At 59.2% G+C, this 23,859-nt stretch carries 21 protein-coding genes; 6 read left to right on the forward strand and 15 right to left on the reverse strand.

Going from position 1 to position 23,859, the window contains the following annotated elements:
* Window positions 1-109: 109 nt before the first annotated feature.
* From ACXPUX_RS12085 to ACXPUX_RS12095, 3 genes are all read left to right on the forward strand, one after another.
* Window positions 110-1,789: a hypothetical protein gene (locus ACXPUX_RS12085; protein ID WP_458828515.1), complete on the forward strand. Its 1,680-nt coding sequence runs from the start codon at window positions 110-112 to the stop codon at window positions 1,787-1,789.
* A 199-nt stretch (window positions 1,790-1,988) separates the two neighbouring features.
* On the forward strand, window positions 1,989-2,411 hold the full coding sequence (locus ACXPUX_RS12090) for a DUF3783 domain-containing protein (RefSeq protein ID WP_458828516.1): 423 nt from the start codon (window positions 1,989-1,991) through the stop codon (window positions 2,409-2,411).
* On the forward strand, window positions 2,408-3,490 hold the full coding sequence (locus tag ACXPUX_RS12095; RefSeq protein WP_458828517.1) for an FAD:protein FMN transferase: 1,083 nt from the start codon (window positions 2,408-2,410) through the stop codon (window positions 3,488-3,490). Before ACXPUX_RS12090 ends, ACXPUX_RS12095 begins: the two co-directional genes overlap by 4 nt.
* 161 nt (window positions 3,491-3,651) lie before the next feature.
* Here ACXPUX_RS12095 and gpmI read toward each other — a convergent pair whose 3' ends face one another.
* From gpmI to ACXPUX_RS12170, 15 genes are all read right to left on the reverse strand, one after another.
* Window positions 3,652-5,178, reverse strand: coding sequence for a 2,3-bisphosphoglycerate-independent phosphoglycerate mutase (gpmI, locus tag ACXPUX_RS12100; protein ID WP_458828518.1), 1,527 nt, complete (start codon window positions 5,176-5,178; stop codon window positions 3,652-3,654).
* Window positions 5,179-5,363: 185 nt separating this feature from the next.
* Window positions 5,364-6,134: a triose-phosphate isomerase gene (gene tpiA, locus ACXPUX_RS12105; protein WP_458828519.1), complete on the reverse strand. Its 771-nt coding sequence runs from the start codon at window positions 6,132-6,134 to the stop codon at window positions 5,364-5,366.
* Window positions 6,135-6,237: 103 nt separating this feature from the next.
* The gene (locus ACXPUX_RS12110) at window positions 6,238-7,446 is read right to left on the reverse strand and encodes a phosphoglycerate kinase (RefSeq protein ID WP_308562415.1); all 1,209 of its coding nucleotides are present in this window, start codon (window positions 7,444-7,446) and stop codon (window positions 6,238-6,240) included.
* Window positions 7,447-8,025: 579 nt separating this feature from the next.
* Complete coding sequence (gene ribF, locus ACXPUX_RS12115) at window positions 8,026-8,943, reverse strand: bifunctional riboflavin kinase/FMN adenylyltransferase (RefSeq protein WP_458828521.1); 918 nt, start codon at window positions 8,941-8,943, stop codon at window positions 8,026-8,028.
* Window positions 8,944-8,964: 21 nt separating this feature from the next.
* Window positions 8,965-9,849 (reverse strand): tRNA pseudouridine(55) synthase TruB, encoded by an 885-nt coding sequence (gene truB, locus ACXPUX_RS12120; protein WP_458831240.1) that lies wholly within the window; start codon window positions 9,847-9,849, stop codon window positions 8,965-8,967.
* Window positions 9,849-10,838 (reverse strand): DHH family phosphoesterase, encoded by a 990-nt coding sequence (locus ACXPUX_RS12125; protein WP_458828522.1) that lies wholly within the window; start codon window positions 10,836-10,838, stop codon window positions 9,849-9,851. The genes truB and ACXPUX_RS12125 overlap by 1 nt, the downstream gene beginning before the upstream one ends.
* 17 nt (window positions 10,839-10,855) lie before the next feature.
* Window positions 10,856-11,248 (reverse strand): 30S ribosome-binding factor RbfA, encoded by a 393-nt coding sequence (rbfA, locus tag ACXPUX_RS12130; protein WP_458828523.1) that lies wholly within the window; start codon window positions 11,246-11,248, stop codon window positions 10,856-10,858.
* Window positions 11,249-11,418: 170 nt separating this feature from the next.
* A complete protein-coding gene (gene infB / locus ACXPUX_RS12135) occupies window positions 11,419-13,887 on the reverse strand; it encodes a translation initiation factor IF-2 (protein ID WP_458828524.1) in 2,469 nt (822 codons plus the stop codon).
* A complete protein-coding gene (locus ACXPUX_RS12140; RefSeq protein WP_458828525.1) occupies window positions 13,884-14,261 on the reverse strand; it encodes a L7Ae/L30e/S12e/Gadd45 family ribosomal protein in 378 nt (125 codons plus the stop codon). The genes infB and ACXPUX_RS12140 overlap by 4 nt, the downstream gene beginning before the upstream one ends.
* Window positions 14,245-14,544, reverse strand: coding sequence for an RNase P modulator RnpM (gene rnpM / locus ACXPUX_RS12145; RefSeq protein WP_005922334.1), 300 nt, complete (start codon window positions 14,542-14,544; stop codon window positions 14,245-14,247). The genes ACXPUX_RS12140 and rnpM overlap by 17 nt, the downstream gene beginning before the upstream one ends.
* Window positions 14,545-14,577: 33 nt before the next feature.
* Entirely contained in the window at window positions 14,578-15,684 is a 1,107-nt protein-coding gene (nusA, locus tag ACXPUX_RS12150) for a transcription termination factor NusA (protein WP_458828526.1), read from the reverse strand.
* A 56-nt stretch (window positions 15,685-15,740) separates the two neighbouring features.
* The gene (locus tag ACXPUX_RS12155; protein WP_113621268.1) at window positions 15,741-16,226 is read right to left on the reverse strand and encodes a ribosome maturation factor RimP; all 486 of its coding nucleotides are present in this window, start codon (window positions 16,224-16,226) and stop codon (window positions 15,741-15,743) included.
* Window positions 16,227-16,373: 147 nt separating this feature from the next.
* Window positions 16,374-17,615, reverse strand: a complete 1,242-nt coding sequence (locus ACXPUX_RS12160) for an aminopeptidase (RefSeq protein ID WP_458828528.1) — start codon at window positions 17,613-17,615, stop codon at window positions 16,374-16,376.
* Window positions 17,616-17,705: 90 nt separating this feature from the next.
* Complete coding sequence (locus ACXPUX_RS12165; protein ID WP_458828529.1) at window positions 17,706-19,097, reverse strand: alanine/glycine:cation symporter family protein; 1,392 nt, start codon at window positions 19,095-19,097, stop codon at window positions 17,706-17,708.
* A gap of 131 nt (window positions 19,098-19,228) precedes the next feature.
* Entirely contained in the window at window positions 19,229-20,563 is a 1,335-nt protein-coding gene (locus ACXPUX_RS12170) for an MATE family efflux transporter (protein ID WP_458828530.1), read from the reverse strand.
* A 345-nt stretch (window positions 20,564-20,908) separates the two neighbouring features.
* On the opposite strand from ACXPUX_RS12170, the gene yfcE reads away from it, so the two are divergent.
* The 3 genes from yfcE (at window position 20,909) to ACXPUX_RS12185 (ending at window position 23,845) form a co-directional block, all read left to right on the forward strand.
* Window positions 20,909-21,454, forward strand: coding sequence for a phosphodiesterase (gene yfcE / locus ACXPUX_RS12175; RefSeq protein WP_458828531.1), 546 nt, complete (start codon window positions 20,909-20,911; stop codon window positions 21,452-21,454).
* A gap of 283 nt (window positions 21,455-21,737) precedes the next feature.
* Window positions 21,738-22,691 carry a pyruvate kinase gene (pyk, locus tag ACXPUX_RS12180; RefSeq protein ID WP_458828532.1) on the forward strand — a complete coding sequence of 318 codons (954 nt, stop codon included), beginning with the start codon at window positions 21,738-21,740 and terminating at the stop codon, window positions 22,689-22,691.
* Between the two features lie 221 nt (window positions 22,692-22,912).
* A complete protein-coding gene (locus tag ACXPUX_RS12185) occupies window positions 22,913-23,845 on the forward strand; it encodes a carbohydrate kinase family protein (protein ID WP_249241766.1) in 933 nt (310 codons plus the stop codon).
* Window positions 23,846-23,859: the final 14 nt, after the last annotated feature.

Genomic DNA, 23,859 nt, shown 5'->3' on the forward strand with positions numbered 1-23,859 from the left:
CGCTGTTTCTGGAAACAACGTACCCTGCCGTCCATGCATGGTGGCACAGCAGAGCACCACGTTTTATAGAAAAATAAACTGTATTGTTTTTGTAAAGGAGATTCGGTTTATGAAACTCAAAAAAGTAAGCCGTGTGCTGTCTCTTGTTGTAGCAGGTGCTATGGTGCTTGCTATGGCTCCTGCAGCCTTTGCGGTCACTGTAGGCAATTTTGACTATGATGTGGTTGACTCTACTCACCATAAGGTCATATTCCGTAATCCCAATGGCTTATTCGAGGATTGCGGAATTCACCCTTGTTCTTTCGGCAAGGATGGTAAATGTATCTGCGGCAACGCTTGCAGCCATGTTGGCGCACAGAATGTTGTTGATAATGGCGACGGCACTCACAATGTAGTATGCCCCACCTGCAACAAAGTTGTGGACACTGCCAAGCACTCCTACAACGAAAATGGCCAGTGCGCTTGTGGTGCTACCTGCAACCACATGGGTCAGCACTTCAAGTTTGATGCCAACAACAATGGCACCCACAACGTTCTGTGCGCTGACTGCGATGCAGTTGTGAGCGAGAATGTTCCCTGCACCTACGTTGATGGCAAGTGCCAGCAGTGCGGCGCTGAGGAGCCTGCTTGCGACCACATGGGTCAGCACTTCAAGTTTGATGCCAACAACAATGGCACCCACAACGTTCTGTGCGCTGACTGCGATGCAGTTGTGAGCGAGAATGTTCCCTGCACCTACGTTGATGGCAAGTGCCAGCAGTGCGGCGCTACCTGCGACCACATGGGTCAGCACTTCAAGTTTGTTGCCAACAACAATGGCACCCACCATGTTCTGTGCGCTGACTGCGATACAGTTGTGAGCGAGAATGTTCCCTGCACCTACGTTGATGGCAAGTGCCAGCAGTGCGGCGCTACCTGCGACCACATGGGTCAGCACTTCAAGTTTGTTGCCAACAACAATGGCACCCACCATGTTCTGTGCGCTGACTGCGATACAGTTGTGAGCGAGAATGTTCCCTGCACCTACGTTGATGGCAAGTGCCAGCAGTGCGGCGCTACCTGCGACCACATGGGTCAGCACTTCAAGTTTGTTGCCAACAACAATGGCACCCACCATGTTCTGTGCGCTGACTGCGATACAGTTGTGAGCGAGAATGTTCCCTGCACCTACGTTGATGGCAAGTGCCAGCAGTGCGGCGCTACCTGCGACCACATGGGTCAGCACTTCAAATTTGTTGCCAACAACAATGGCACCCACCATGTTCTGTGCGCTGACTGCGATACAGTTGTGAGCGAGAATGTTCCCTGCACCTACGTTGATGGCAAGTGCCAGCAGTGCGGCGCTACCTGCGACCACATGGGTCAGCACTTCAAGTTTGTTGCCAACAACAATGGCACCCACAACGTTCTGTGCGCTGACTGCGATACAGTTGTGAGCGAGAATGTTCCCTGCACCTACGTTGATGGCAAGTGCCAGCAGTGCGACGCTACCTGCGACCACATGGGTCAGCACTTCAAGTTTGTTGCCAACAACAATGGCACCCACAATGTTCTGTGCGCTGACTGCGATGCAGTTGTGAGCGAGAATGTTCCCTGCACCTACGTTGATGGCAAGTGCCAGCAGTGCGACGCTACACAGCCCGCTCCGGAACCCACTCCCGATCCGGAACCCACTCCTGATCCGGAACCCACTCCCGGCTCTTCTGTTGGTCCTGTGGCTACTACCATTGGCTTGGGCATCTGGCTGCTGATTCTGGGCGGTCTGATTCTGGGCTTCTTCGGCCTGTAATCTTCATCGCTGTGTGGAGCCATGCATTCCATATAGCCTGATGATTGGTCAATAATATTTCTTTCATGCAAAAAGGGGCTGCCGTTTTATACGGCAGCCCTTTTTTTATTTACCAAAGTTGCAGCACATTTTCTTTTTGCGGATTTTATGGTATACTAAAGTGTATTTTGAAAAAACACTGCCGAAAGAGGTTTTAAAGATGAAAGCACACATTGCACGCAATCAGAACGCCGGGGTGCCGCTGGCGCTGGGCTGGAACCTTTCCCCCGCCGACCGGGGCAAGCTGGAGGGCATGGCACCCGCCTTTGGCATGAAGCTGCTGCTTGTTTCCCCCGCCGATGCCGGCAAGACCGTTGCCCAGCTGCTGGGCGAGGTGGAGGTAAAAGCCCCCAGAACGCTGGTGCTGGAGCCGGGTGCCTATCCCCCGGCGCTGGTGCTTGCAAACTTCCGCAATAAAGATGTGGACACCCTGCTGGACCTGATGCGGCAGGCACAGGTGACTATCCCGCTCAAGGCGGTGGTCACCCCCGCAAACCGCAACTGGATGTTTGCAGACCTGCTGGCACATTTGCAGGAGGAGCACACCGCCTTTACCGCCGCAAAGGAGAGCCAGACCGTATGAAGAACCGCATCACCCGCATGACCGCTGCGCTGCTGGCGGCGGTGCTGAGCCTTGGCCTGCTGGTCGGCTGCAAGCCCAAAAAAGAGCTGACCCGGTACAGTACCATCTTTTATGATGTGTTCGACACGGTGACGCAGGTCATCGCCTACTGCGAGAGCGAGGAAGAGTTCAACACCCAAATGCAGGCGCTGCATCAGGATCTTGTCGCCTACAACCAGCTCTACGATATCTACAACGACTATGACGGCGTTGTGAACGTCAAGACCATCAACGAAAATGCCGGGAAAGCCCCGGTGCAGGTAGATGACCGCATCCTCTCCATGCTGGAGCTGGCGCGGCAGATGTACGACCTGACCGGCGGCAAGATCAATATTGCCATGGGCAGCGTGCTGGGCATCTGGCACGATTACCGCGAAGCTGCCGAACAGAACGCCTCCGAGACCGACAACACCCTGCCCACACAGGAGGAGCTGGAAGCCGCTGCCCGGCACTGCGATATCAACGACCTTGTCATCGACGAGAAGGCCAAAACGGTCTATCTGTCCGACCCGGAGATGTCGCTGGACGTGGGCAGCGTGGGCAAGGGCTACGCAGTGGAGATGGTCTGCCGCGCCGCCGAAGCCCGGGGTCTGACCAGCGCACTGGTAAGCGTGGGCGGCAACCTGCGCGCCATCGGCACAAAGCCGGACGGCAGCCAGTGGACGGGCGGCGTGGAGAACCCGTGGAACGCCTCGGAGGTGTACACCAACACCAACTCCATTTTCGGCTCGCCCATCAACATGAGCGACCTTGCACTGGTGACCAGCGGCGACTACCAGCGCTACTTTGTGGTGGACGGCAAGCGCTACCACCACATCATCGACCCGGACACCCTGTGGCCCGCTGCCTACTACAACGGCGTCACCGTGCTGTGCCCGGACTCCGGCATGGCAGACTGCCTGACCACTGCCCTGTTCTGTATGCCGCTGGAAGAGGGACAGAAGCTGGTGGAATCGCTGGACGGCGTAGAAGCCATGTGGTGCACGCCTGACAAGCAGGCCACCACCTCCAGCGGCTGGGACAGTCACCTGAAAAAGTAAGTTCTGCCGTTTTTGCAGGCGAACTATTTTTAATTTCAGAATAGCGGATCGTCTGCGGACGCTCCGCTATTCCCTTTTCACGGAAATTTTTCTTACGCAAAAAGGCTGCCGCACAAAAAGTGCAGCAGCCTTTTTTGTTTATCCGGTTATCCCGTCAGGCATCACTCCACGATGATGCTCTTGCCGGTCATCTCGGCGGGGACGGGCAGGCCGATATAGGGCAGCATGGTGGGTGCGATGTCGGCCAGGCAGCCGCCCTCGCGCAGCTTCACATCGCCGCAGCCAACTGCCACAAAGGGCACAACGTTGGTGGTGTGGGCGGTGAAGGGGGTGCCGTCCGGGTTCATCATCTTTTCAGCGTTGCCGTGGTCGGCGGTGATGAAGGCGCAGCCGCCGGCGTTCAGCACAGCGGTGACAACCTGATCCACGCAGGTGTCCACAGCCTCAACGGCCTTGACAGCAGCCTCGAACACGCCGGTGTGGCCGACCATATCGCAGTTTGCGAAGTTCAGGATCACCACATCATACTTGCCGCTCTCAATGCGCTTGACGCACTCGGCAGCAACTTCGGGGGCACTCATCTCGGGCTGCAGGTCGTAGGTGGCAACCTTGGGGCTGGGGATGACGCAGCGATCCTCGCCCTCGTAGGGTGCCTCCACGCCGCCGTTGAAGAAGAAGGTGACGTGGGCGTACTTCTCGGTCTCGGCGATGCGCAGCTGGGTCTTGCCGTGGGCAGACAGATACTCGCCCAGAACGTTCTTCAGCTCCACCGGGGGATAAGCAACTTCACAGTTGGGCATGGTGGCATCGTACTCGGCCATGCAGACGTAGTGCACCTGCTTGCGGCCGCCGCGGCGCTCGAAGCCGGTAAAGGCATCGTCGCAGAAGATGCGGGTCATCTGGCGGGCACGGTCGGGGCGGAAGTTCATAAAGATAACGGTGTCGCCGTCCTGCACGCGGCCACCCTCGCAGGTGACACAGGGCAGCACGAACTCATCGGTCTTGTCTGCGGCGTAGGAAGCCTCGATGGCCTCGGCAGCGTTGGCGGCGTGCTCGCCCTCGCCGTAGACGAAGGCAGCGTAAGCCTTCTCCTCGCGGTCCCAGTTGTTATCGCGGTCCATGGCGTAGTAACGGCCGGAAACGCTGGCGATCTTGCCCACGCCCAGCTCGTCCAGCTTGGCCTGCAGATCAGCCAGGAAGCCCTTGCCGGAGTGGGGGTCGGTGTCGCGGCCATCGGTGATGCAGTGCAGGTAAACTTCCTTTGCACCCAGATGCTTTGCCATCTCCAGCACGCCAAACCAGTGGTCGGCATGGCTGTGCACACCGCCGGTGCCCACCAGACCCATCAGGTGGATGGCCTTACCGGCCTCGATGGCGGCCTTCATGTTCTTGACCAGCACAGGGTTCTTGAGCATCTCGCCGTCACGGATGGACTTGGTGATGAGGGTCAGCTGCTGGTACACGATGCGGCCTGCGCCCATGTTGGTGTGGCCGACCTCAGAGTTGCCCATCTGGCCATCGGGCAGGCCGACAGCCATGCCGGAAGCATCAATGGTGGTCATGGGGTACTTTGCCATCAGAGCATCCAGATGGGGGGTCTTGGCAGCCACCACGGCGTTGCCAAAGGTCTCGTTCGGCACCCAGCCGAAGCCATCCATGATGCACAGAAGAACAGGTTTCTTTGCCATAAAATTGAATCTCCTTTGAATTTATCACGCGTTGCAGGCAAGGCTAAGCGCCCTGCCTGCGGGTGCAGCCTGCGGGTGCATAACATCCGAGCGGCTGCTGTAAAAACAGATCAGCGCCCGGCTCAGCGCTGAAAAAACGGCGCAGCCGGGCGCTGAAACAGCTAATTAGGGAAAAAGGCAGTTGCTCAGCCCTTGGTGGCTGCATTGACGATGACAGCAAAGTCCGGAGCCTTCAGGGATGCGCCGCCGATCAGGCCGCCGTCCACGTCCTTCTTGCTCAGCAGCTCCTCGCAGTTCTTGGCGTTCATGCTGCCGCCGTACTGCACGGTGGTAGCCTCGGCCACAGCCTCGCCGTACAGCTCGCCCACCACCTTGCGGATCTGAGCGCAGACTTCCTGTGCCTGATCAGAGGTAGCGGTCTTGCCGGTGCCGATAGCCCAGACAGGCTCGTAGGCGATGACAACGTTTGCCATCTGCTCGGCGGTCACGTCACGCAGGGCGATCTTGGTCTGCATACGGACCAGCTCCTCGGTAACGCCCTCCTCGCGCTGCTGCAGGCTCTCGCCCACGCACAGGATGACCTTCAGACCGGCGTTCAGGGCAGCCAGCGTGCGCTTGTTAACGGTCTGGTCGGTCTCTGCAAAGTACTGACGGCGCTCAGAGTGGCCAACAATGACGTACTCCACGCCCAGATCCACCAGCATATCGGCGCTGATCTCGCCGGTGAAAGCACCGGACTTCTCAAAGTGGACGTTCTCGGCGCCCACATGGATGTTGGTGCCCTTGGTCTTAGCCACAGCAGTGACCAGATCGGTAAACGGGGTGCAGATGACGACCTCGCAGGTGGCGTCCTTCACGGCGGGGATCAGCTCGTCCACCAGAACAGCAGCCTCGGAGGCGGTCTTGTTCATCTTCCAGTTGCCAGCGATAATAGCCTTGCGCTTTGCCTTATCCATTGTTATTTTCTCCTTACCTTCGTAAATATTTACAAATTGTCTGCACAAAAAGAAAAGATGCGGCGGCGTAAATGCCGCCGCACCCATTGTGATGCCGGAAAAATTATGCGTTCTGGATGACTGCGATGCCGGGCAGCTCCTTGCCCTCCAGATACTCCAGAGAAGCGCCGCCGCCGGTGGAGATGTGGGTCATCTTGTCGCCCAGACCCATCTGCTGTACAGCTGCTGCGCTGTCGCCGCCGCCGATGACGGTGGTAGCATCGCTCTCAGCCATAGCCTTGGCAACAGCCAGGGTACCGGCTGCCAGAGTGGGGTTCTCGAACACGCCCATGGGGCCGTTCCAGACAACAGTCTTGGAAGCCTTGACAGCGTCAGCAAACAGCTTCATGGTCTCGGGGCCGATGTCGCAGCCCTCCATGTCAGCGGGGATTGCGGTGACAGGCACCACGGTCACGTCCACAGGAGCGTCGATGGGATCGGGGAAGTCCTTGATGCAGGCTGCATCCACGGGCAGCAGCAGCTTGACGCCCTTCTCCTGAGCCTTTGCCATCATTTCCTTGCAGTAGTCCAGCTTGGTGTCGTCGCACAGGCTCTTGCCCACTTCGTAGCCCTGAGCCTTGACGAAGGTGTAAGCCATGCCGCCGCCGATGATCAGGGTATCGACCTTCTCCAGCAGGTTGGAGATGACGTTCAGCTTATCAGCAACCTTAGCGCCGCCCAGAATAGCGGTGAAGGGACGGACGGGGTCGTTGACGGCGTTGCCCAGATACTTGATCTCCTTCTCCATCAGGTAACCGACAGCGGTATCCTTGATGTAGTCGGTGACACCTGCGGTGGAGCAGTGTGCACGGTGGCAGCTGCCGAAGGCGTCGTCCACATAAGCGTCAGCCAGAGAAGCCAGCTCCTCGCTGAACTCGGGCATATTCTTGGTCTCTTCCTTGCGGAAACGGGTGTTCTGCAGCAGAACGACGTCGCCGTTGTTCATGGCAGCCACAGCAGCCTTTGCGTTCTCGCCCACAACGTTGTCGTCGTCGGCAAACACAACGGTCTTGCCCAGCTTTGCGCTCAGAGCCACAGCAACGGGAGCCAGGCTGAACTTAGCCTCGGGGCCGTTCTTGGGCTTGCCCAGATGGCTGCACAGGATGACCTTAGCGCCATCGTTGACCAGCTTCTGGATGGTGGGCAGTGCTGCATTGATGCGGTTCTCGTTGGTGATGACACCGTCCTTCATCGGGACGTTGAAATCGCAGCGGACAAGCACCTTCTTGCCGCAGTAGTTCTGATCGTCGATCGTCTTCTTACCTAAACCCATGGTAAAAACTCCTCTCAAATTATAATTCTGAACCAGAGTCTCGCTCACAATCGGGGAGTTGCCCCGTACAGTTACTATTATAAACAAAAACTGTGTGCATTGCAAGGATAAGAGATAGATAATTGTTTAACAAACATTTGCCGTTGTTGCACGGAAATGTGTCTATTTTGCCCGAAGTTCGGTTTTTTCTGCCCCCAGACGCCGGAAATGCCGCCGTTCAAAGGCAAATTTTCCGTATAAAATGCGTTTGCTGTCAAAAAAGAGTTATTTCACACGGGTAGCATCCTCACGTCCCCTTCCTGTGAAAAAGGGATTCGGAAACACCCGCAGACGTTTTCGAATCCCAAGTCAAAAATATAATTCCTTGCATTATGCCCAGAGTGCAACGACGACGACCGCCGCCAGTGGCGGAAACAGGGAGGAGTTGTTGGGGCAGCGGCCAGCAAGACGCGCGTGCCGCTCAAGGCACGATGCGGATGCTGGGAGCCGCAACCCGGCAAGCGGAGGGCATTTCAAATCGTCCCGCATCAAACAAGGCCGCCGCACAAAATACTGTGCAGCGGCCGGTGTACGTATGCGTTATGCAAAATATTCCTGTGCGCGGCGGGCGGCATCGTTGATGCAGTCCCGCAGCTGATCCAGTGTATCAAACTTTTTGCTGGGGCTCAGGTAGGCGTGGAACTCCACCACCGGGTCGGTGCCGTACAGATCACCGGAAAAGCCCGGGATAAAGGTCTCGCAGGTCACCTTGGTAGCGTCATCGTTCACAGTCGGGCGGCTGCCCAGACCGGTGGCCGAGGGATACCACCCCCCGTTGATGCAGGTGCGGGTGATATAAATGCCGCTGCGGGGCATCTGGAAGCCCTGCGGGTACAGCTGGTTGATGGTGGGCACCCCGAGGGTGTGTCCCAGCCCTGCCCCGTGCTGCACCGCAAAGCGGATGGCGTAGGGCATGCCCAGCATGGCGTTGGCGGCCGGGATGTCCCCGCCCTCCAGCGCAGTGCGGATGCGGGTAGAGGACACCGGCTTTTCCTCAAACTGCGCCATGGGCACCACAACTACCTCTACCCCAAGGGGGACACAGAGGGCGCGCAGCAGCTCCGGGGTACCGGCCGCCTTTGCGCCAAAGGTGAAGTTTTCGCCGCAGAACAGCGCCCGGGCGTGGCAGTTTTCCACGATGCCGCGCACAAACTCCTCCGGGCTCAGTGCCTTGATCGCTTCAAAGTCCGGGGTGAGGTAATACTCCACCCCAAGGCTGTGGATCAAGGCGTGCTTATCCTCGGTGGAGAGCAGGCGCTTGCCCTTCATTTTATTTTCCACCGGCAGGCGGAAGGTGAACACCGCCGGAGCTGCATCATGGGTCTTTGCCCACTGCACCGCCCCTTCGATCACCGCCCGGTGGCCGATATGGATGCCGTCAAAGTAGCCCATGGCCACGGCGGTGCCCTTTTCGGGCTGTGCCAGCGGCAGCGGGGCAAACTGAGAAATGATCTGCATGGGTCTTGTTTCCTTTATTGCTCAATTACGTTCCACAAACAGTTTTTCCACCCGGAGCACCCCGCCGGTGATGTTGGCAAGGCCAAGGAACTGCCCGGCGGCATTGCACACCCGGTAGCGTCCGTCTGCCGCCGGGTAGCGGCTGGTGGGACAGCCGTTGTACAGGTGCTGCTCCACCCATGGCTCCACCACCAGCAGCGGCAGCGGGGTGAACACGCTTTCCACCGGCAGCATCAGTGCTTCCAGCGCGGCGCTCCCCTGCTCCTTTGCGGCAAGGATCTCTTCCAGCGTGTGGGCGTCCGCTTCGGTGTACAGACCGGCAGAAGTGCGGCGCAGCGCGCTCATGGTGCCCTTCTGCCCCATGGCGGCGGCGATATCCTCCAGCAGCGTGCGGATATAGGTGCCTTTAGAGCAGCGCACCGTAAGCACATATTCGTTCTCTGCCGGACTGCCGCCGTACTCGATGCCGTAGATTTCAATGGGGCGCGCCTTGCGCTCCACGGTCACACCCTCGCGCGCCAGCTTATACAGCGGCTGGCCGTTGATCTTGACCGCCGAGTACATGGGCGGCACCTGCATCTGCGGGCCGATGAACTGCGGCAGCACAGCCAGCAGCTCTTTTTCCCCGGCAGTGACGGGGGCTGTTTCCAGCACCGTGCCGGTGCTATCGCCGGTATCCGTGCGCGCACCCAAGCGCAGGGTGGCGCGGTAAGCTTTGTCGTGGTTCAGCTGCAGATCCACCGCCTTGCTGGCACCGCCGCAGAACACCGGCAGAACGCCGGTGGCCATGGGGTCCAACGTACCGCTGTGCCCCAGCTTGCGGGTACCCAGCACGCCGCGCAGCTTTGCCACCACGTCAAAGCTGGTCCAGTCCATGGGCTTGTCTACGATCAGGATGCCCTGCATCATGCTTCCTCCTGCAGTGCGTCCAGTTCGGCTTCCACCTCTGCAAGGATCGCATTTTTGGTGTTTTCAAGGTCGCCCAGCAGCTCACAGCCCGCTGCGCGGGTGTGGCCGCCGCCGCCCAGCCGCCGTGCGATGGCACAGGCGTCCACGCCCTTTGCGGTGCGCACGCTGATGCGGTAGCTGCCGCCGGGCTGCTGGCGCAGGGTCAGACCCACCTTGACCCCCTCGATGCTGATGGGCAGGCTGGTCAGCTCCTCCAGATCTGCGGGATCTACCCCGCTCTGCCGGATCTCGTCCCTCGTCAGGTAGATCAGGGCGCAGCGGCCGTCCAGATAGTACTCCAGATGGTTGCGGGCGATGCGCTCGGCCTCCATGCGGGCACGGGGCTTGGTGTCGAAGAGCAGGGTGTTCAGCTCCTCTACATGACAGCCGGCCTCAATCAGCTTTGCCGCCACTGTGTGGGTGTTGGCCGTGGTGGAGGAAAACTTGAAGCAGCCGGTATCGGTGGCAACACCGGTGTACAGGCAGTCGGCAATGTGGGGGGTGATGGTCACGCCCATCTCCACGATGACCTGATACAGCAGCTCCGCTGCCGCAGCGGCACCGGCATCCAGAAGAGTAAAATCGGCATAGCCGTTGTTGCCTGCGTGGTGGTCGATGCACAGGTCTACATGGCGTGCATACTGCGGCACACCGTTATTTTCGCCAAACAGCTGCAAACCGGCCACGTCCACCGCGATCACGGTGCGGGGCTCGAACTCGCCCTTGAACAGCCGTGGGTTCGTAAAGGCGTAGCGGGACGGAATGTCATCGGAGCAGAGCACCGCTGTTGTTTTTTCCAGCGCTTTGAGCGCATAGTACAGGGCACTGCCGCAGCCGATGGTGTCACCGTCCGGGTTTTTGTGGCACAGAATCAAAATGTTGTCCGCAGCCAGCAGGCGCTGCGCCATCTGCTGCACATTCAGTTGTTCTGTCATCCAATGATCCATCCTTTCCGCAAAGGCAGTCAGTCCTCGGTCTGTTCGGTATCGGCAGGCCGTGCTTCCTCCTCGCCGTTCACGTTCAGGCTGCGCAGCAGCTCGTTGATGTGGGCGGCGTAGGCTGCACCGTCGTCCTCCACAAAGATGAAGCGGGGTGCCTTGCGGATGTGCATTTTTTTGCTGACCTCGGTGCGCACATGGCCTGCGGCACGGTTCAGCGCTTCGATTGCGGGCTTGGGGCCGTCCGCACGGCCCATCACGCTTACATACACTTTTGCCACATCCAGATCCGGCGTCACGTCCAGACGGGTGACGGTCAGCAGACCGCCCTCCAGCCGCGGGTCCTTCAGCCGGCCGATGATGGCAATGACCTCGCGCTTCATATCCTGCGCAAGACGGCCCATATTTTTCTGAGACATTCCGTTTCTCCTTTAAAAAGAAAACCCTCTCAGCCTCGCTTCGCTTGGCAGCTCTCCCGATGGGCGAGCTTTTTGCGTGGATACGGGATGCTTTTCCGTTTCTCTGCAAGCCTCCTGCCTCGGGAGAGGCGGCATTGCGTCAGCAATGACGGAGAGGGTTATTTTAAATCTTAGTCGCGGTATTCTTCCATCTTGAAAGCTTCGTACACGTCGCCTTCCTTGACGTCCGCAAACTTCTCCAGAGTCACGCCGCATTCGTAGCCCTCGGCCACTTCCTTGGCGTCATCCTTGAAGCGCTTCAGGGATGCGATCTCGTCCTCGGCAATGACGATGCCGTCACGCACCACGCGCACCTTGCTGTCGCGGGTGATCTTGCCGCTGGTCACGCGGCAGCCTGCAACGGTGCCCACGTTGGAGATCTTGTACACCTGACGCACCTGCAGCTCGCCCAGAGCGACCTCGCGGAACTTGGGTGCCAGCATACCCTTCATAGCGTCGGTGACATCGTTGATGGCATCGTAGATGACGCGGTACATACGCATTTCCACCTTGGTGGCAGCGGCTTCTTCCTTGGCCACGTTATCCGGGCGGACGTTGAAGCCGATGATGATGGCGTTGGAGGCATCGGCCAGATCCACGTCGGACTTGCTGATAGCGCCGACACCGGCGTGGATGACGCGCACACGCACCTCGTCGTTGGAGATCTTCTCCAAGCTCTGCTTCACAGCCTCGGCAGAGCCCTGCACGTCGGCCTTGACCACGATGGCCAGCTCCTTCATGTCGTTCTGTGCCATCTGGCTGAACAGGTTATCCAGCGTGACCTTCTGGAAGGAGGAGAACTGCTTCTCCTTGGCGGCAGCAATGCGCTGCTCGGCCAGCTCACGGGCCAGACGCTCGTCCTCAACAGCCTCGAACAGGTCGCCCGCCTCGGGCACGGCGGTCAGGCCGGTGATCTCCACAGGGGTGGAGGGGCCGGCATCGGTGAGCAGCTGACCTTTATCGTTGCGCATGGTACGCACACGGCCCACAGCGGTACCGGCAATGATGACATCACCGGCGTGCAGAGTGCCGTTCTGCACCAGAATGGTGGCGATGGGGCCCTGACCCTTGTCCAGACGTGCCTCGACCACAGCACCCTTGGCGCGGCGGTTGGGGTTAGCCTTCAGTTCCATGACCTCAGCCTCCAGCACAACGCGCTCCAGCAGGTCATTGATGCCCATACCGGTCATTGCAGACACGGGGATGCAGGCCACATCTCCGCCCCAGTCCTCGGGGATCAGACCGTACTTGGTCAGATCCTCCTTCACGCGCTCGGGGTTGGCGGTGGGCTTATCCATCTTGTTGATGGCTACGATCACCTTGACCTCAGCAGCCTTGGCGTGGTTGATGGACTCGATGGTCTGAGGCATGATGCCGTCATCGGCAGCCACGACCAGAATGGCGATATCGGTCATGTTGGCACCGCGGGCACGCATGGAGGTGAACGCCTCGTGACCCGGGGTGTCGAGGAAGGTGATCTTGCTGTCGTTGATGCGCACCTGATAGGCACCGATGGCCTGCGTGATGCCGCCTGCCTCGCCTGCGGTGACGTTGGTCTTGCGGATGGCATCCAGAATACTGGTCTTGCCGTGGTCAACGTGACCCATGACACAGACGACCGGGGGACGCTCCACCAGATCCTCCTGTGCATCCTCTTCCTGGGTGAACAGGCGCTCCTCGATGGTAACGTGCACCTCGTGCTCGACCTTTGCGTGGAACTCCTCTGCCAGCAGAGCTGCAGTGTCGAAATCGATCACATCGTTGATGGCGTGCATCTCGCCCATCTGCATGAACTTGGCAATGACCTTACCGGCCTGCTGCTTCAGGCGGGCAGCCAGCTCGCCCACGGTGATCTCGTCGGGGATCAGCACCTTCAGCTGGGCGTTGCGCGCCTTCTCCAGCTGGATGCGCTGCAGACGCTCGAACTCGGTCTCACGCTTGCCCTTCTGGAACTGCTGGCGCTGGCGCTGGCCGCGCTGGGTGAACTTCTGCTTGTTACCCTGCGGGGTGGGCTTGCGGCGGTTCTCGGTGTTCTTGGTAGAGGCCAGATCATCGTAACGGGCATCAAAGCGATCCACGTTCATATCCACAGTGCGGGTATCCACGGTGACCTGATTGTCCTCACGGCGGACAGAGACTGCCTGTGCGGGGGCAGCGGTAGCCTTTGCGCCGGTCTCGCGTGCCAGCTCGCTGAAGGAAACGGTCTTTTCCTCACGCTTCTTGTGCTGCTCGGGCTTCTTATCGCCGTGCTTGCCGTTGTTGTTATTGTTGTTTGCCTTGGGCTGCTCGGCCTTTGCGGCGGTCTGCTGGTTTTTTTTGTCAGCCTTGGGAGCCTCGGGCTTCTTTTCAGCCTTCTTTTCGGCCTTCTGGTCAGCCTTGGGCTCCTCCTTGGGAGCCTTGGCACTGTTCAAAAACTCGTCCAGATTTGCCACGCTGTTATCCTTGCTGAACTTCTCCAGCAGATAGTTCAGCTCGTTCTCCTCCAGATTGGAGCTGTTCTTCTTGCCGGTGCTGCCCATAGCGGCCAGCTCGTCCAGCACCTTCTTTGCAGAAAGGTTCAGATCCTTTGCAAAGTCACTCACTTTATATTTTACGATCATTCGCTCATATCCTCCTCATTTTTGATTACTCCGCAGTCCGACAGGCGGTCGAAGCAGAGCTTTGCGAGGTTGCGGTCGGTCACCGCGTAAACAGCCACGGGCTTGTGGCTGATATCGGCCAGCTTATCCTGCGTCAGCGGCATGGTGAACACATCCACCAAGTCGCCCACGGCATAGTTCAGGCGCTGCAAAGTCTTTGGGCTGATGTCCGATGCGGTCATCACCAGCCATGCCTTGCTTTTGACGCAGGCTTCCTCCACGGCGTCAAAGCCCATGGTCAGCGCACCGGCCTTGCGGCACAGGCTCACGGCCTGATACAGCGCCTCCTCCGGGGGCAGCTTGGGTTTTGCGGGGGCGTTATTCTTTTTTGCCATCGGCTGCGGCCTCCTTTGCGGCTGCGGCCAGCTGTACAGCCAGCGCGTCGTATACCTCGGCGGGGACCGGCTGCTCAAAGCAGCGCTCCAGCGCCTTTTTCTTCTTTGCCTTGGTCAGGCAGTCCGGGTCCGGGCAGAGATATGCGCCGCGCCCCGGCTTTTTGCCTACCAGATCGATGCTGATCTCCCCGCTGGGTGCGCGCACCACGCGCACCAGCTCCTTTTTGGGGCGGCTGGTCATGCAGCCGATGCACTGGCGGGCAGGGATCTTTTTTTGTGCCATCCGGTTTCCCTCCTTCGGCAGATGGTGCCGGGCTTATTCAGCGTCTGCTGCGTCCTTCTTGGGCTCCTCGTCCTCGCCGTAGTAGCCGCTCTCGGGACGGATATCAATGTTGTAGCCGGTCAGGCGTGCGCACAGGCGGGCGTTCTGACCCTTGTTGCCAATGGCAAGGCTCAGCTGCTGGTCGGGCACGGTGACGCGGCAGGAGCGGGTCTCGCCGGGCAGCAGCTCCACCTTGACCACCTTGGCGGGGCTCAGGGCTGCGGAGATGAACTCAGAGATATCCTCGCTCCACTTGACGATGTCGATCTTCTCGCCGCCCAGCTTTTCCACAACAGCGGCCACACGGGCGCCGTGCTCGCCGATGCAGGCAGAAACAGGGTTGACGTTGGGGTTCTTGAACCAGACAGCCATCTTGGTGCGGGCACCGGCCTCGCGGCTGATGGCCTTTACCTCCACAGTGCCGTCAAAGATCTCGGGCACTTCCAGCTCAAACAGGCGCTTGACAAGGCCGGGATGGGTGCGGCTGATCATCACGCGGGGGCCGCGCTCGGTGCTGACCACGTCCACGATGTAGACCTGCAGGGTCTCGCCCTCGGTGTACACCTCGCCGGGCACCTGCTCGTTGCGGGGCAGAACTGCCTCGCCGCCCTTGCCCAGATCCAGCGCTACGATGCCCTTCTCGGTATCCACGCGGGTAACAGTGGCCTGCACGATGTCATGTGCGCGGGACTGGATCTCGCTGAGCTGCTGGTTGCGCTCGGCCTCGCGGATGCCCTGACGGATGACGTGCTTTGCGGTCTGGGCGGCAATGCGGCCAAAATCGCGGGTCTTGAGCGGGGTGATGATGCGGTCGCCCACCTCGTAGCTGCTGCGGATCTTGCGCGCTTCGGTCACACCGATCTCGGCGTGCTCGTCGTACCAGTCCTCGTCTGCCACGATGTCCTGGATCAGCGCCACGTCAAAGCGGCCGGTGTCGGGGTCGATATCCACCCGGATGTGATCCTCCTCGACCTCGTAGTTCTTCTTGACGGCAATGATGATAGCCGCCTTGATCTTTTCGATCAGGTATTCTGCGGTGATGCCGCGCTCATGCTCCAGCATGGAGAGCGCTTCAAAAAAGTCCTTATTCGCTGCTGTCATTTTTCGGGTTCCTCCTATATATTTTGTTCTCTTTTCTCCATCAGAGACGGTACTTCTCAGTTGAACAGATCCTCGTCGTCGCACAGCTGCACGCCGGAGGCTGCGTTCACCTCAAAGGTCACGGGGCCGTTCTCGCTTTCCAGCGTCACGGTGCTGCCCTCGCGGCCGGTCAGAATGCCGGACAGCTCCCGCACGCCGTCAGCGTTGGGGCGGATGAGCTTTGCCCGCACCTTCTGACCCTTCAGCGCCTCGTAGTGCTCCGGGCGGGTCAGCTTGCGGCCAAGGCCGGGGCTGCCCACTTCCAGATAATAGCTCTGGTCGATGGGGTCTGCCTCATCCAGAATGGGGTCCAGTGCGTGGGACACCTCTGCACAGGTGTCGGTATCCATGGTGCCGTCCCGGTCGATGAGGATGCGAAGATACCAGTCCGGCCCTTCCTTCTCAAAAACCACATCCCACAGGCGCAGACCCATGCCTTCCACCGTGGGACGGACAAGCGCTTCCACTCTCTGCGCGGTGTTGCCGCCAGACTGCTTCGCCATAAAAAACCTCCAAACAAACAAGAAACGCGGACCTTGCGGCCCACGTTTCAGGTTAAACTATATCGTACTACTAGAATATAGCATACTCTTGCGATTTATGCAAGCATTTTCGCAATTTTTTTGCAGTTGAACACCCTTTTGGGCTTTTTACAGCACCCAGACGCCGTTTTCAAACAGCTGCACGGTGCGGCCATCGCGGCATTTTCCGGTGATACGGCTGTCCTCTGCACCGATCATCACGTCCTCGTGCAGGGAGGAGTGGTTCATGCCGCGGGCTGCCAGCTCCTCCTTGGAAAGGCCGGTGCCGCCCACGGTGGTGCCGGGGTAGCTGTCGCCAAAGGCGATGTGGCAGGCGGCGTTCTCGTCAAACAGGGTGTTGTAGAACAGCTTGCCGCTGCGGTTGATGGGGCTGGAAGCAGGCACCAGCGCCACCTCGCCGATGTGGCGTGCGCCCTCGTCGGTGTCCAGCAGCTGCCCCAGCAGGTCTGCGCCCTCAGCTGCGCCGTGCTCCACCACCTTGCCGTCCTTGAAGGTGACGTGGAAGTTCTTAATCAGCTGTCCGTTAAAGACGTAGGGCTTTGTGCCGTAAACGATGCCGTCCACCTTATCCTTATGGGGTGCGGTGAACACCTCCTCGGTGGGGATGTTGGGCAGGAAGGGCACGCCCTTCTCGTTTTTGCTGCCGGCACTCTCCCACACGGCCTGCTCTGCCAGACCCACGGTCAGGTCGGTGCCGTTGGCGCTTTCAAAATGCACGCTTTCCAGATCCAGGGCATTCATCTTTGCGCCCAGCTCGTTCAGACGGTCCAGATGCTTCTGCCACTCCCCTACCGGGTCGCCGCCGGTCACACGGCAGGTATCAAAGATCAGCTTCCACTGTGCTTCAATGGCGGCGGCAGTGTCCAGCTCCGGGAACATCTTCTTTGCCCACGGCTCTGCGGGCAGAGCAGCGATGGACCACTGCACACGGTCGTTCATGGTGTACTCCCGCCACGGCTGCATAAAGCTGCGGTTCGCGCTGTTCACCCGGCTGATCTTGGCACCATCCAGCCCGGCAAACAGTTCCGGGTCGTCCGCGATGAGATGCAGCACACACACACCGCCCTCGCTCTCGGCGTAGTCCAGATAGCGGCGCAGCTGCCAGCCCTTGTGGTCGGTCAGGGCGTCCTCGCTGCCCAGCTCCATGCGGATGCGGGTAACGGCGTCATCCTGCCAGTTCACCTGCACGTCCCGCGCACCGGCCTCGTAGGCGCTGCGCACGCACAGCCGTGCCAGCGGGGCACCCTCCAGCGGGCAGTTGATGATCAGGGTCTGTCCCGGCTGCGGGTTCACACCCACCCGGACGATAAAATCTGCATACTTTTGCAGCAGTTCGTTAAAGTTTTCCACGTTAGAACCTCCTGTGGTGCATAGCCACCGTTGTTTTTTTTCAGTATACCGCGTTCCGGCGTTTCTGTCCACTATGGGCAGCGCTGCCGCTCACCCTTCCGATTCAAAAAAGGCGCGGGTCAGCTGCACCACCGTGCCGGAAAGCAGCAGCAATGCAATGAGGTTGGGGATGCTCATCAGGCCGTTGAAGGTATCGGCGATGCTCCACAGCAGGCCAAGATCCATGGTAGCGCCCAGAATGGCTACCAGAGCATACACCACAAAGAAGGGGCGCGCCACCTTGTTGCTCTTGCACAGGAACACCAGAAAGCGGGAGCCGTACAGCCCCCAGCCGATGATGGTGGAAAAAGCAAAGCAGCACAGCGCCACAGCGGTAAAAATGGAAGCCCAGCCGCCGTAGGTAATAGTAAAGCCGGAGATGGTCAGCTCTGCACCGGCCGCTGCGCCGTAGCTGACCTGGGTGCCGCTGCACAGGATGACCAGCGCGGTCAGGGTGCAGATGACAATGGTATCGGCAAACACCTCAAAAATGCCGAACATACCCTGCTTGACCGGCTTTTTGGTGTCGGCGCAGGCATGGGCGATAGAACCGGTGCCAAGACCGGCCTCGTTGGAAAAGATGCCGCGGGAAACGCCCTTTTGCATACTGACGAACAGGCTGCCGATGGTGCCGCCGGTAAAGGCAGCGGGGTTGAACGCACCCGCCACGATGGATTCCAGCACGTAGGGCAGGCGGAAGAAGTTGAGCACCACCACGCCCACCGACAGCACAATGTAGAACAGTGCCATAAAGGGCACCAGCTTCTCGCTTACGCTGCCAATGCGCTTGATGCCGCCCAGCAGCACCAGCGCCACCAGCACCGCCACAAGGATACCCACGATGAGGTTGAGGGTGGGCAGAAAGCCATTGCCCACAAGCCCGTATTCCAGCAGGGCGGTATCCACTGCCGCCACGATGGTATTTACCTGCGTTGCGTTGCCGGTGCCGAACACGGTCAGCACGCCGAACAGCGCGTACAGCACGGCCAGAAACTGCCAGCGGCGGCCAAGGCCGTTTTTAATATAGTACATCGGGCCGCCCACCCACTCGCCGGTATCGCTGCGCTCCCGGAAATGCACAGCCAGCGTCACCTCGGCAAACTTGGTGCACATGCCCAGCAGCGCAGAGCACCACATCCAGAACACAGCACCCGGGCCGCCGATGGCGATAGCACCCGCCACACCGGCAATGTTGCCAGTGCCCACCGTGCCCGCCAGCGCGGTGCACACCGCCTGAAAAGGGGTCATGGCACCGTCCGAGGCGTCCCGCCTGCGGAACATCCGTCCCACGGTGGTGCGGATGGCGTAAGGAAATTTGCGGATCTGCAAAAAGCCCGTGCGGACACTGAGCAGCAGCCCCACGCCAATGATGCACACCATGGCGGGGATGCCCCAGATAAAGCTGTTCACCGCCTGATTGACGGCGGCAATGGTCTCGATCATATACTTCCACATCCTCTGTAATATCTTGCGCACTGACAGTTTTTGTCAAAACACGAAAATTATTTTACCGTACTTTTCCCGTAGTGTCAATGAAAAATAGGGACGTTATGAAACGCCCCTATCAGAAATTCTTATTTTTTATGTGTGACCGCCCGGCGGTAAACGATGCCGGAGACCACCGCCGCCAGCACCTCGGTAAGCCAGAAGGCGTGCCACACGCCGTCTGCGCCCAGCCAATTGCACAGCAGTGCAGCCAGCGGCATGATGAAAACAACGTACCGGCACAGCGCGATGACCAGAGATTCCGCGCCCTTGCCAAGACCCTCCAGCGCACCGGAAGCGGTTGTTGAGACCGCCGAGATGACAAAGCCTATGCTGATGATGCGCAAAGCGGTCTGCCCGGCGGCGATGGTTTCGGGGTTTGGGGTGAACAGCCCCATCAGCTGCCCGGAGGCAAACTGACAGATGACCGTGCCCGCCGCCATGATGGCAGCGCTCATGAACAGGGTCAGCTGGAACAGTTTTTTCACCCGGGCGTACTCCCGCGCACCGTAGTTGTAGCCAATAAGAGGGCGCATGCCCTGCACGAAGCCGTTGGCGGGCAGATACAAAAAGGTCTGCAATTTATAATAGATACCCAGCACCACCACATAGCTCTGGGAGAAGGCTGCCAGCAGCCCGTTGAGGAAGGTGACCAGCAGCGAGGGCAGCGCCAGATTCAGGATCGCCGGAATACCGATGGCGTACAGTCTGCCGTCCAGCGCCGCGTCCGGGCGCAGGCAGCTGCGGCGCAGCCGCACCGGCAGGTCGGTGCGCAGGTAGACTACAAGGTAGACCGCCACGCTGAGCATCTGACCGATGCCGGTAGCCAGTGCCGCGCCTGCAATGCCCATGGCAGGCACCGGCCCCAGCCCGAAGATGAGTACCGGGTCCAGCAGAATATTGCACACGCAGCCGGTGATCAGGGCGATCATGGACACCTTCATGCGGCCCACCGCCTGAAAGATCTTTTCGAAGGCCAGCGAGACCATGTTCACGACCAAAAACAGGAACACGATGGTGGAATAGGTGATACCGGCAGCGATCAGCCCCTCGTCCTGCGTAAAGCGACGCAGAAAGCCGGGCATGATGGCGATGCTGACCGCCATCATCACCACGCCGTGCACAAGGCTGAGCGCAAAGCCATGGGTGGCGGCCGTCTCGGCCTTTTCGCGGTCGCCCGCGCCCAGATACAGCGCGATCATGGCATTGATGCCGATGCCAAAGCCGATGGCAATGGCGTTGGAAAAGTTCTGGATGGGGAACACCAGACTTAACGCGGTCATGGCGTCCTCGCTGATGCGCGCCACAAACAGGCTGTCCACGATGTTGTAGAGGCTGTTCACCAGCATGGAGATCACGTTGGGCAGCGCCATCGAGAGCAGCAGCGGCAGCACCGGCTTCTCCTTCATAAAAGTTTCGTTCATTGAAAAATTTCACCTGCTATCTGTAAAAAGTAAAAATGTGGCGGGCACAGCATCGGCTTGCAGCCGGTTTCCGGCGCACAAAAAAGCCACACAATGACCCTTTAAAGATCATTGTGTGGCGAAAAGTAGCAATGTTGCTGTAAAAATCCACACGGTTTTTATGATCGCGGCAGCTGCCCGCGATATGCACCCTGCATATTTGCCGACTGCAACTCCAGCAGAATACCACATCCCCGGCGGTATGTCAAGGGGTTTCGTACAAAAGTACGACTTTTGTAATCAATTGACCATTTTTTCAGCAGGCGCTACAATAAGGCAAACCGGCTCTGAGGGAGGACACTGTATATGAAATGGATGATCGCATCAGACCTGCACGGCTCCTATTATTATGCGCAGCAGCTGCAGCAGGCCTTTGAACGGGAGCAGGCTGACCGCCTGCTCTTTCTGGGAGACCTGCTCTACCACGGCCCCCGCAACGACCTGCCCCGGGACTACGCCCCCAAGCAGGTCATCCCGCTGCTGAACAGTCTTGCGCCCAAGCTGCTGTGCGTGCGGGGCAACTGCGATGCTGAGGTGGACCAGATGGTACTCGCCTTCCCGGTGCTGGCAGATTATGCTGTGCTTCCGGTGGGACAGCGGCTGGTCTACGTCACCCACGGCCATATGTTCAACCTGAACCATCTGCCGCCCCTTGCCCCGGGGGACATTCTGCTCCACGGCCACACCCATGTGCCCGCATGGACGGACTTCGGGCAGGGGAATCTTTACCTGAACCCCGGCTCTGTGAGCATCCCCAAGGAAAACACCGCCCACAGCTACATGACCTTGGAGGGAAACACCGCCTGTTGGAAAACCATGGAGGGCGCGTGCTACCACCAGTTGCAGTTGTGATAATGTTGTGATATTCCAGTTTTTTCCGGCAAAAGCTGGAAAAAGCCCTTGACGAACCGCCCGAACTGCTGTAAACTAAATACAACCTTTAAAAATAGAGGGAGCTGTAAGCTTTGTACTGAACGCAGGCGGTGCAAAGTGTAGCAGTAAACCCCATAAGGCATCATAAAAAGACACCGGAGGCTTTGCATCAGCTTCCGGTGTTTTTTTATGCGCCGCCGGGCTATCTTTTGCTGCGCGGTCATGCTACAATAGAAAGAAAACGCGAATTGCAGGAGGAATTATGGATTTTTACGGAACCATCGGCCCTGCCTGTGCCGATGTAAAGCTTTTGCAGCAGATGGTGGAAGCCGGTATGACCGGCATCCGCATGAATCTTTCTCACGGGCCGCTGGCAGCGCACAAGGACTGGCTGGCGCTGCTGCGCAAAGCCGGGGTAAAAAAGCTGCTCATCGACCTGCAAGGGCCGGAACTGCGCATCGGCCGTCTGCCGCAGCCGCTGTCCCTGACCGCTGGGCAGACGGTGCGTCTGGGCGCGCAGGGCATCCCCTGCCCTGCTGCGCTGGTGCAGGGCGTACAGCCCGGGCAGGAGTTGCTGCTGGATGACGGCAAGCTGCTGGCACGAGTGGACACCGCAGAGCCGGACGCGCTCGTGTGCACCGTAGTGCGGGGTGGGGTGCTGCAAAGCCGCAAAAGTCTGGCAGCACCGGGGGCAGACATCCAGATGCCCACCCTGACCGCTGAGGACAAGGAAAACCTTGCCATCGCCGCCGGTTGCGGCGTCACCGGGGTCATGCTGCCCTTTGTGCGCGGCGCTGCGGATATCCGCAGTCTGCGGCAGGCGCTGGCAGAAGCCGGTGCGCCGCAGCTGAAAATCCTTGCCAAAATCGAAAACCTTGCGGGCGTACAGGCACTGCCGGAGTTTTTGCCGCTGGTGGATGAGGTAGTCATTGCCCGGGGCGACCTTGGCAACGCCATGCCCCTGTGGGAGCTGCCCCGCTGCCAGAAGCAGCTTTCTGCCTCCTGCCGCGCAGCCGGAGTGCCCTTTATGGTGGTGACCCAGATGCTGGACAGCATGCACACCCGGGCTGTGCCCACCCGCGCCGAGGTGAGCGACATCTACAACGCCGTACTGGACGGCGCATCCAGCCTGATGCTCACCGGCGAAACCGCCGCCGGGCAGTACCCGGTGCAGGCCATGGAGTATCTGGTGCGCACCGCCCGCACGGCGATGTGATAAGTAACGATTTATAATGCCCTCCGCTGCGCTTTGGGCATCATCAGCGGAAGAATTATTTTTTATTTGGGCTTCCGAAAAGTCTGCGGACTTTTCGGAAGCCCTTTTTCACGGAAAGGGGTCGTGACCGAGAGATATTTTTCCGCAAAAGGATAGCATCTTTTGTCTGCTTCCTGTATAATACAGTTAAAATCAACTGAAGTCAGAAAGGTTTATCGTTTATGGGCATCGTAGTCATCGGAGCTGTTTTTGTGGATATCAAGGGCTATCCCCTTTCCACCTATATCCCCGGCGGGCGCAACGCCGGACGCATCGAGCAGGTACACGGCGGCGTGAGCCGCAATGTGGTGGAGGATATCGCCAACGTGGAGCTGCGCCCCACCTTTGTGGGTCTGGTGGACGACACCGGCATGGGACAGGACGTCATCGACAAACTGGCAAAGCACAAGGTGAACACCCGCTTTATCCAGAAAAAACCGGACGGCATGGGCACATGGCTGGCCATTTTTGACAACGACGGCGATGTGCACGCCGCCATCTCCAAGCGACCGGACACCACCCCGCTGACCGGCCTGTTACAGGAGCAGGGCGATGCCATTTTTGCGGATTGCGATTCCATTGCGCTGGAACTGGATCTTGAAAAAGAGACGGTAAAGCAGACCCTGCGCTACGCCAAAAAGTACGGCAAAAAGGTGTTTGCCGTAGTCTCCAACATGAGCATCGCCATGGAGCGACGGGATTTCTTGCAGCAGATCGATTGTTTCGTCTGCAACCAGCAGGAAGCCGGGCTGCTGTTCTCGGACGACTACGACCACCTTTCCCCGGACGAGATGTGCCGGGTGCTCAGCAGCAACGTGCGCAGCGCCAACATTCCCAGCATGGTGGTGACCATGGGCGGGCAGGGCGCGGTATACGCCTGTGCGGACGGCAGCTGCGGCATCGTGCCCGCCAAAAAGGTGGATGTCATGGACACCACCGGCGCGGGCGACGCCTTCTTTGCCGGTACGGTCATCGGCCTGACCTACGGCAAAACGCTGGCAGAATCCTGTGAGATCGGCAGCCGTCTTGCCGCCTCGGTCATCTGCATCACCGAGAACGTCTGTCCCCGCTTCCGCCCGCAGGAGTTCGGGCTGGATGTACCGGTGGTGGACTGACGATTTAAACGGTT

It is taken from the genome of Faecalibacterium sp. PGM34 (genome assembly GCF_054456555.1).

Excerpts from the sequence above, each read along its gene's own strand:
- ACXPUX_RS12085 (WP_458828515.1), top strand. The coding sequence starts at position 110 with ATGAAACTCAAAAAAGTAAGCCGTGTGCTGTCTCTTGTTGTAGCAGGT.
- ACXPUX_RS12090 (WP_458828516.1), top strand. The coding sequence starts at position 1,989 with ATGAAAGCACACATTGCACGCAATCAGAACGCCGGGGTGCCGCTGGCG.
- ACXPUX_RS12095 (WP_458828517.1), top strand. The coding sequence starts at position 2,408 with ATGAAGAACCGCATCACCCGCATGACCGCTGCGCTGCTGGCGGCGGTG.
- gpmI (WP_458828518.1), bottom strand. The coding sequence starts at position 5,178 with ATGGCAAAGAAACCTGTTCTTCTGTGCATCATGGATGGCTTCGGCTGG.
- tpiA (WP_458828519.1), bottom strand. The coding sequence starts at position 6,134 with ATGGATAAGGCAAAGCGCAAGGCTATTATCGCTGGCAACTGGAAGATG.
- ACXPUX_RS12110 (WP_308562415.1), bottom strand. The coding sequence starts at position 7,446 with ATGGGTTTAGGTAAGAAGACGATCGACGATCAGAACTACTGCGGCAAG.
- ribF (WP_458828521.1), bottom strand. The coding sequence starts at position 8,943 with ATGCAGATCATTTCTCAGTTTGCCCCGCTGCCGCTGGCACAGCCCGAA.
- truB (WP_458831240.1), bottom strand. The coding sequence starts at position 9,849 with ATGCAGGGCATCCTGATCGTAGACAAGCCCATGGACTGGACCAGCTTT.
- ACXPUX_RS12125 (WP_458828522.1), bottom strand. The coding sequence starts at position 10,838 with ATGGATCATTGGATGACAGAACAACTGAATGTGCAGCAGATGGCGCAG.
- rbfA (WP_458828523.1), bottom strand. The coding sequence starts at position 11,248 with ATGTCTCAGAAAAATATGGGCCGTCTTGCGCAGGATATGAAGCGCGAG.
- infB (WP_458828524.1), bottom strand. The coding sequence starts at position 13,887 with ATGATCGTAAAATATAAAGTGAGTGACTTTGCAAAGGATCTGAACCTT.
- ACXPUX_RS12140 (WP_458828525.1), bottom strand. The coding sequence starts at position 14,261 with ATGGCAAAAAAGAATAACGCCCCCGCAAAACCCAAGCTGCCCCCGGAG.
- rnpM (WP_005922334.1), bottom strand. The coding sequence starts at position 14,544 with ATGGCACAAAAAAAGATCCCTGCCCGCCAGTGCATCGGCTGCATGACC.
- nusA (WP_458828526.1), bottom strand. The coding sequence starts at position 15,684 with ATGACAGCAGCGAATAAGGACTTTTTTGAAGCGCTCTCCATGCTGGAG.
- ACXPUX_RS12155 (WP_113621268.1), bottom strand. The coding sequence starts at position 16,226 with ATGGCGAAGCAGTCTGGCGGCAACACCGCGCAGAGAGTGGAAGCGCTT.
- ACXPUX_RS12165 (WP_458828529.1), bottom strand. The coding sequence starts at position 19,097 with ATGATCGAGACCATTGCCGCCGTCAATCAGGCGGTGAACAGCTTTATC.
- ACXPUX_RS12170 (WP_458828530.1), bottom strand. The coding sequence starts at position 20,563 with ATGAACGAAACTTTTATGAAGGAGAAGCCGGTGCTGCCGCTGCTGCTC.
- yfcE (WP_458828531.1), top strand. The coding sequence starts at position 20,909 with ATGAAATGGATGATCGCATCAGACCTGCACGGCTCCTATTATTATGCG.
- pyk (WP_458828532.1), top strand. The coding sequence starts at position 21,738 with ATGGATTTTTACGGAACCATCGGCCCTGCCTGTGCCGATGTAAAGCTT.
- ACXPUX_RS12185 (WP_249241766.1), top strand. The coding sequence starts at position 22,913 with ATGGGCATCGTAGTCATCGGAGCTGTTTTTGTGGATATCAAGGGCTAT.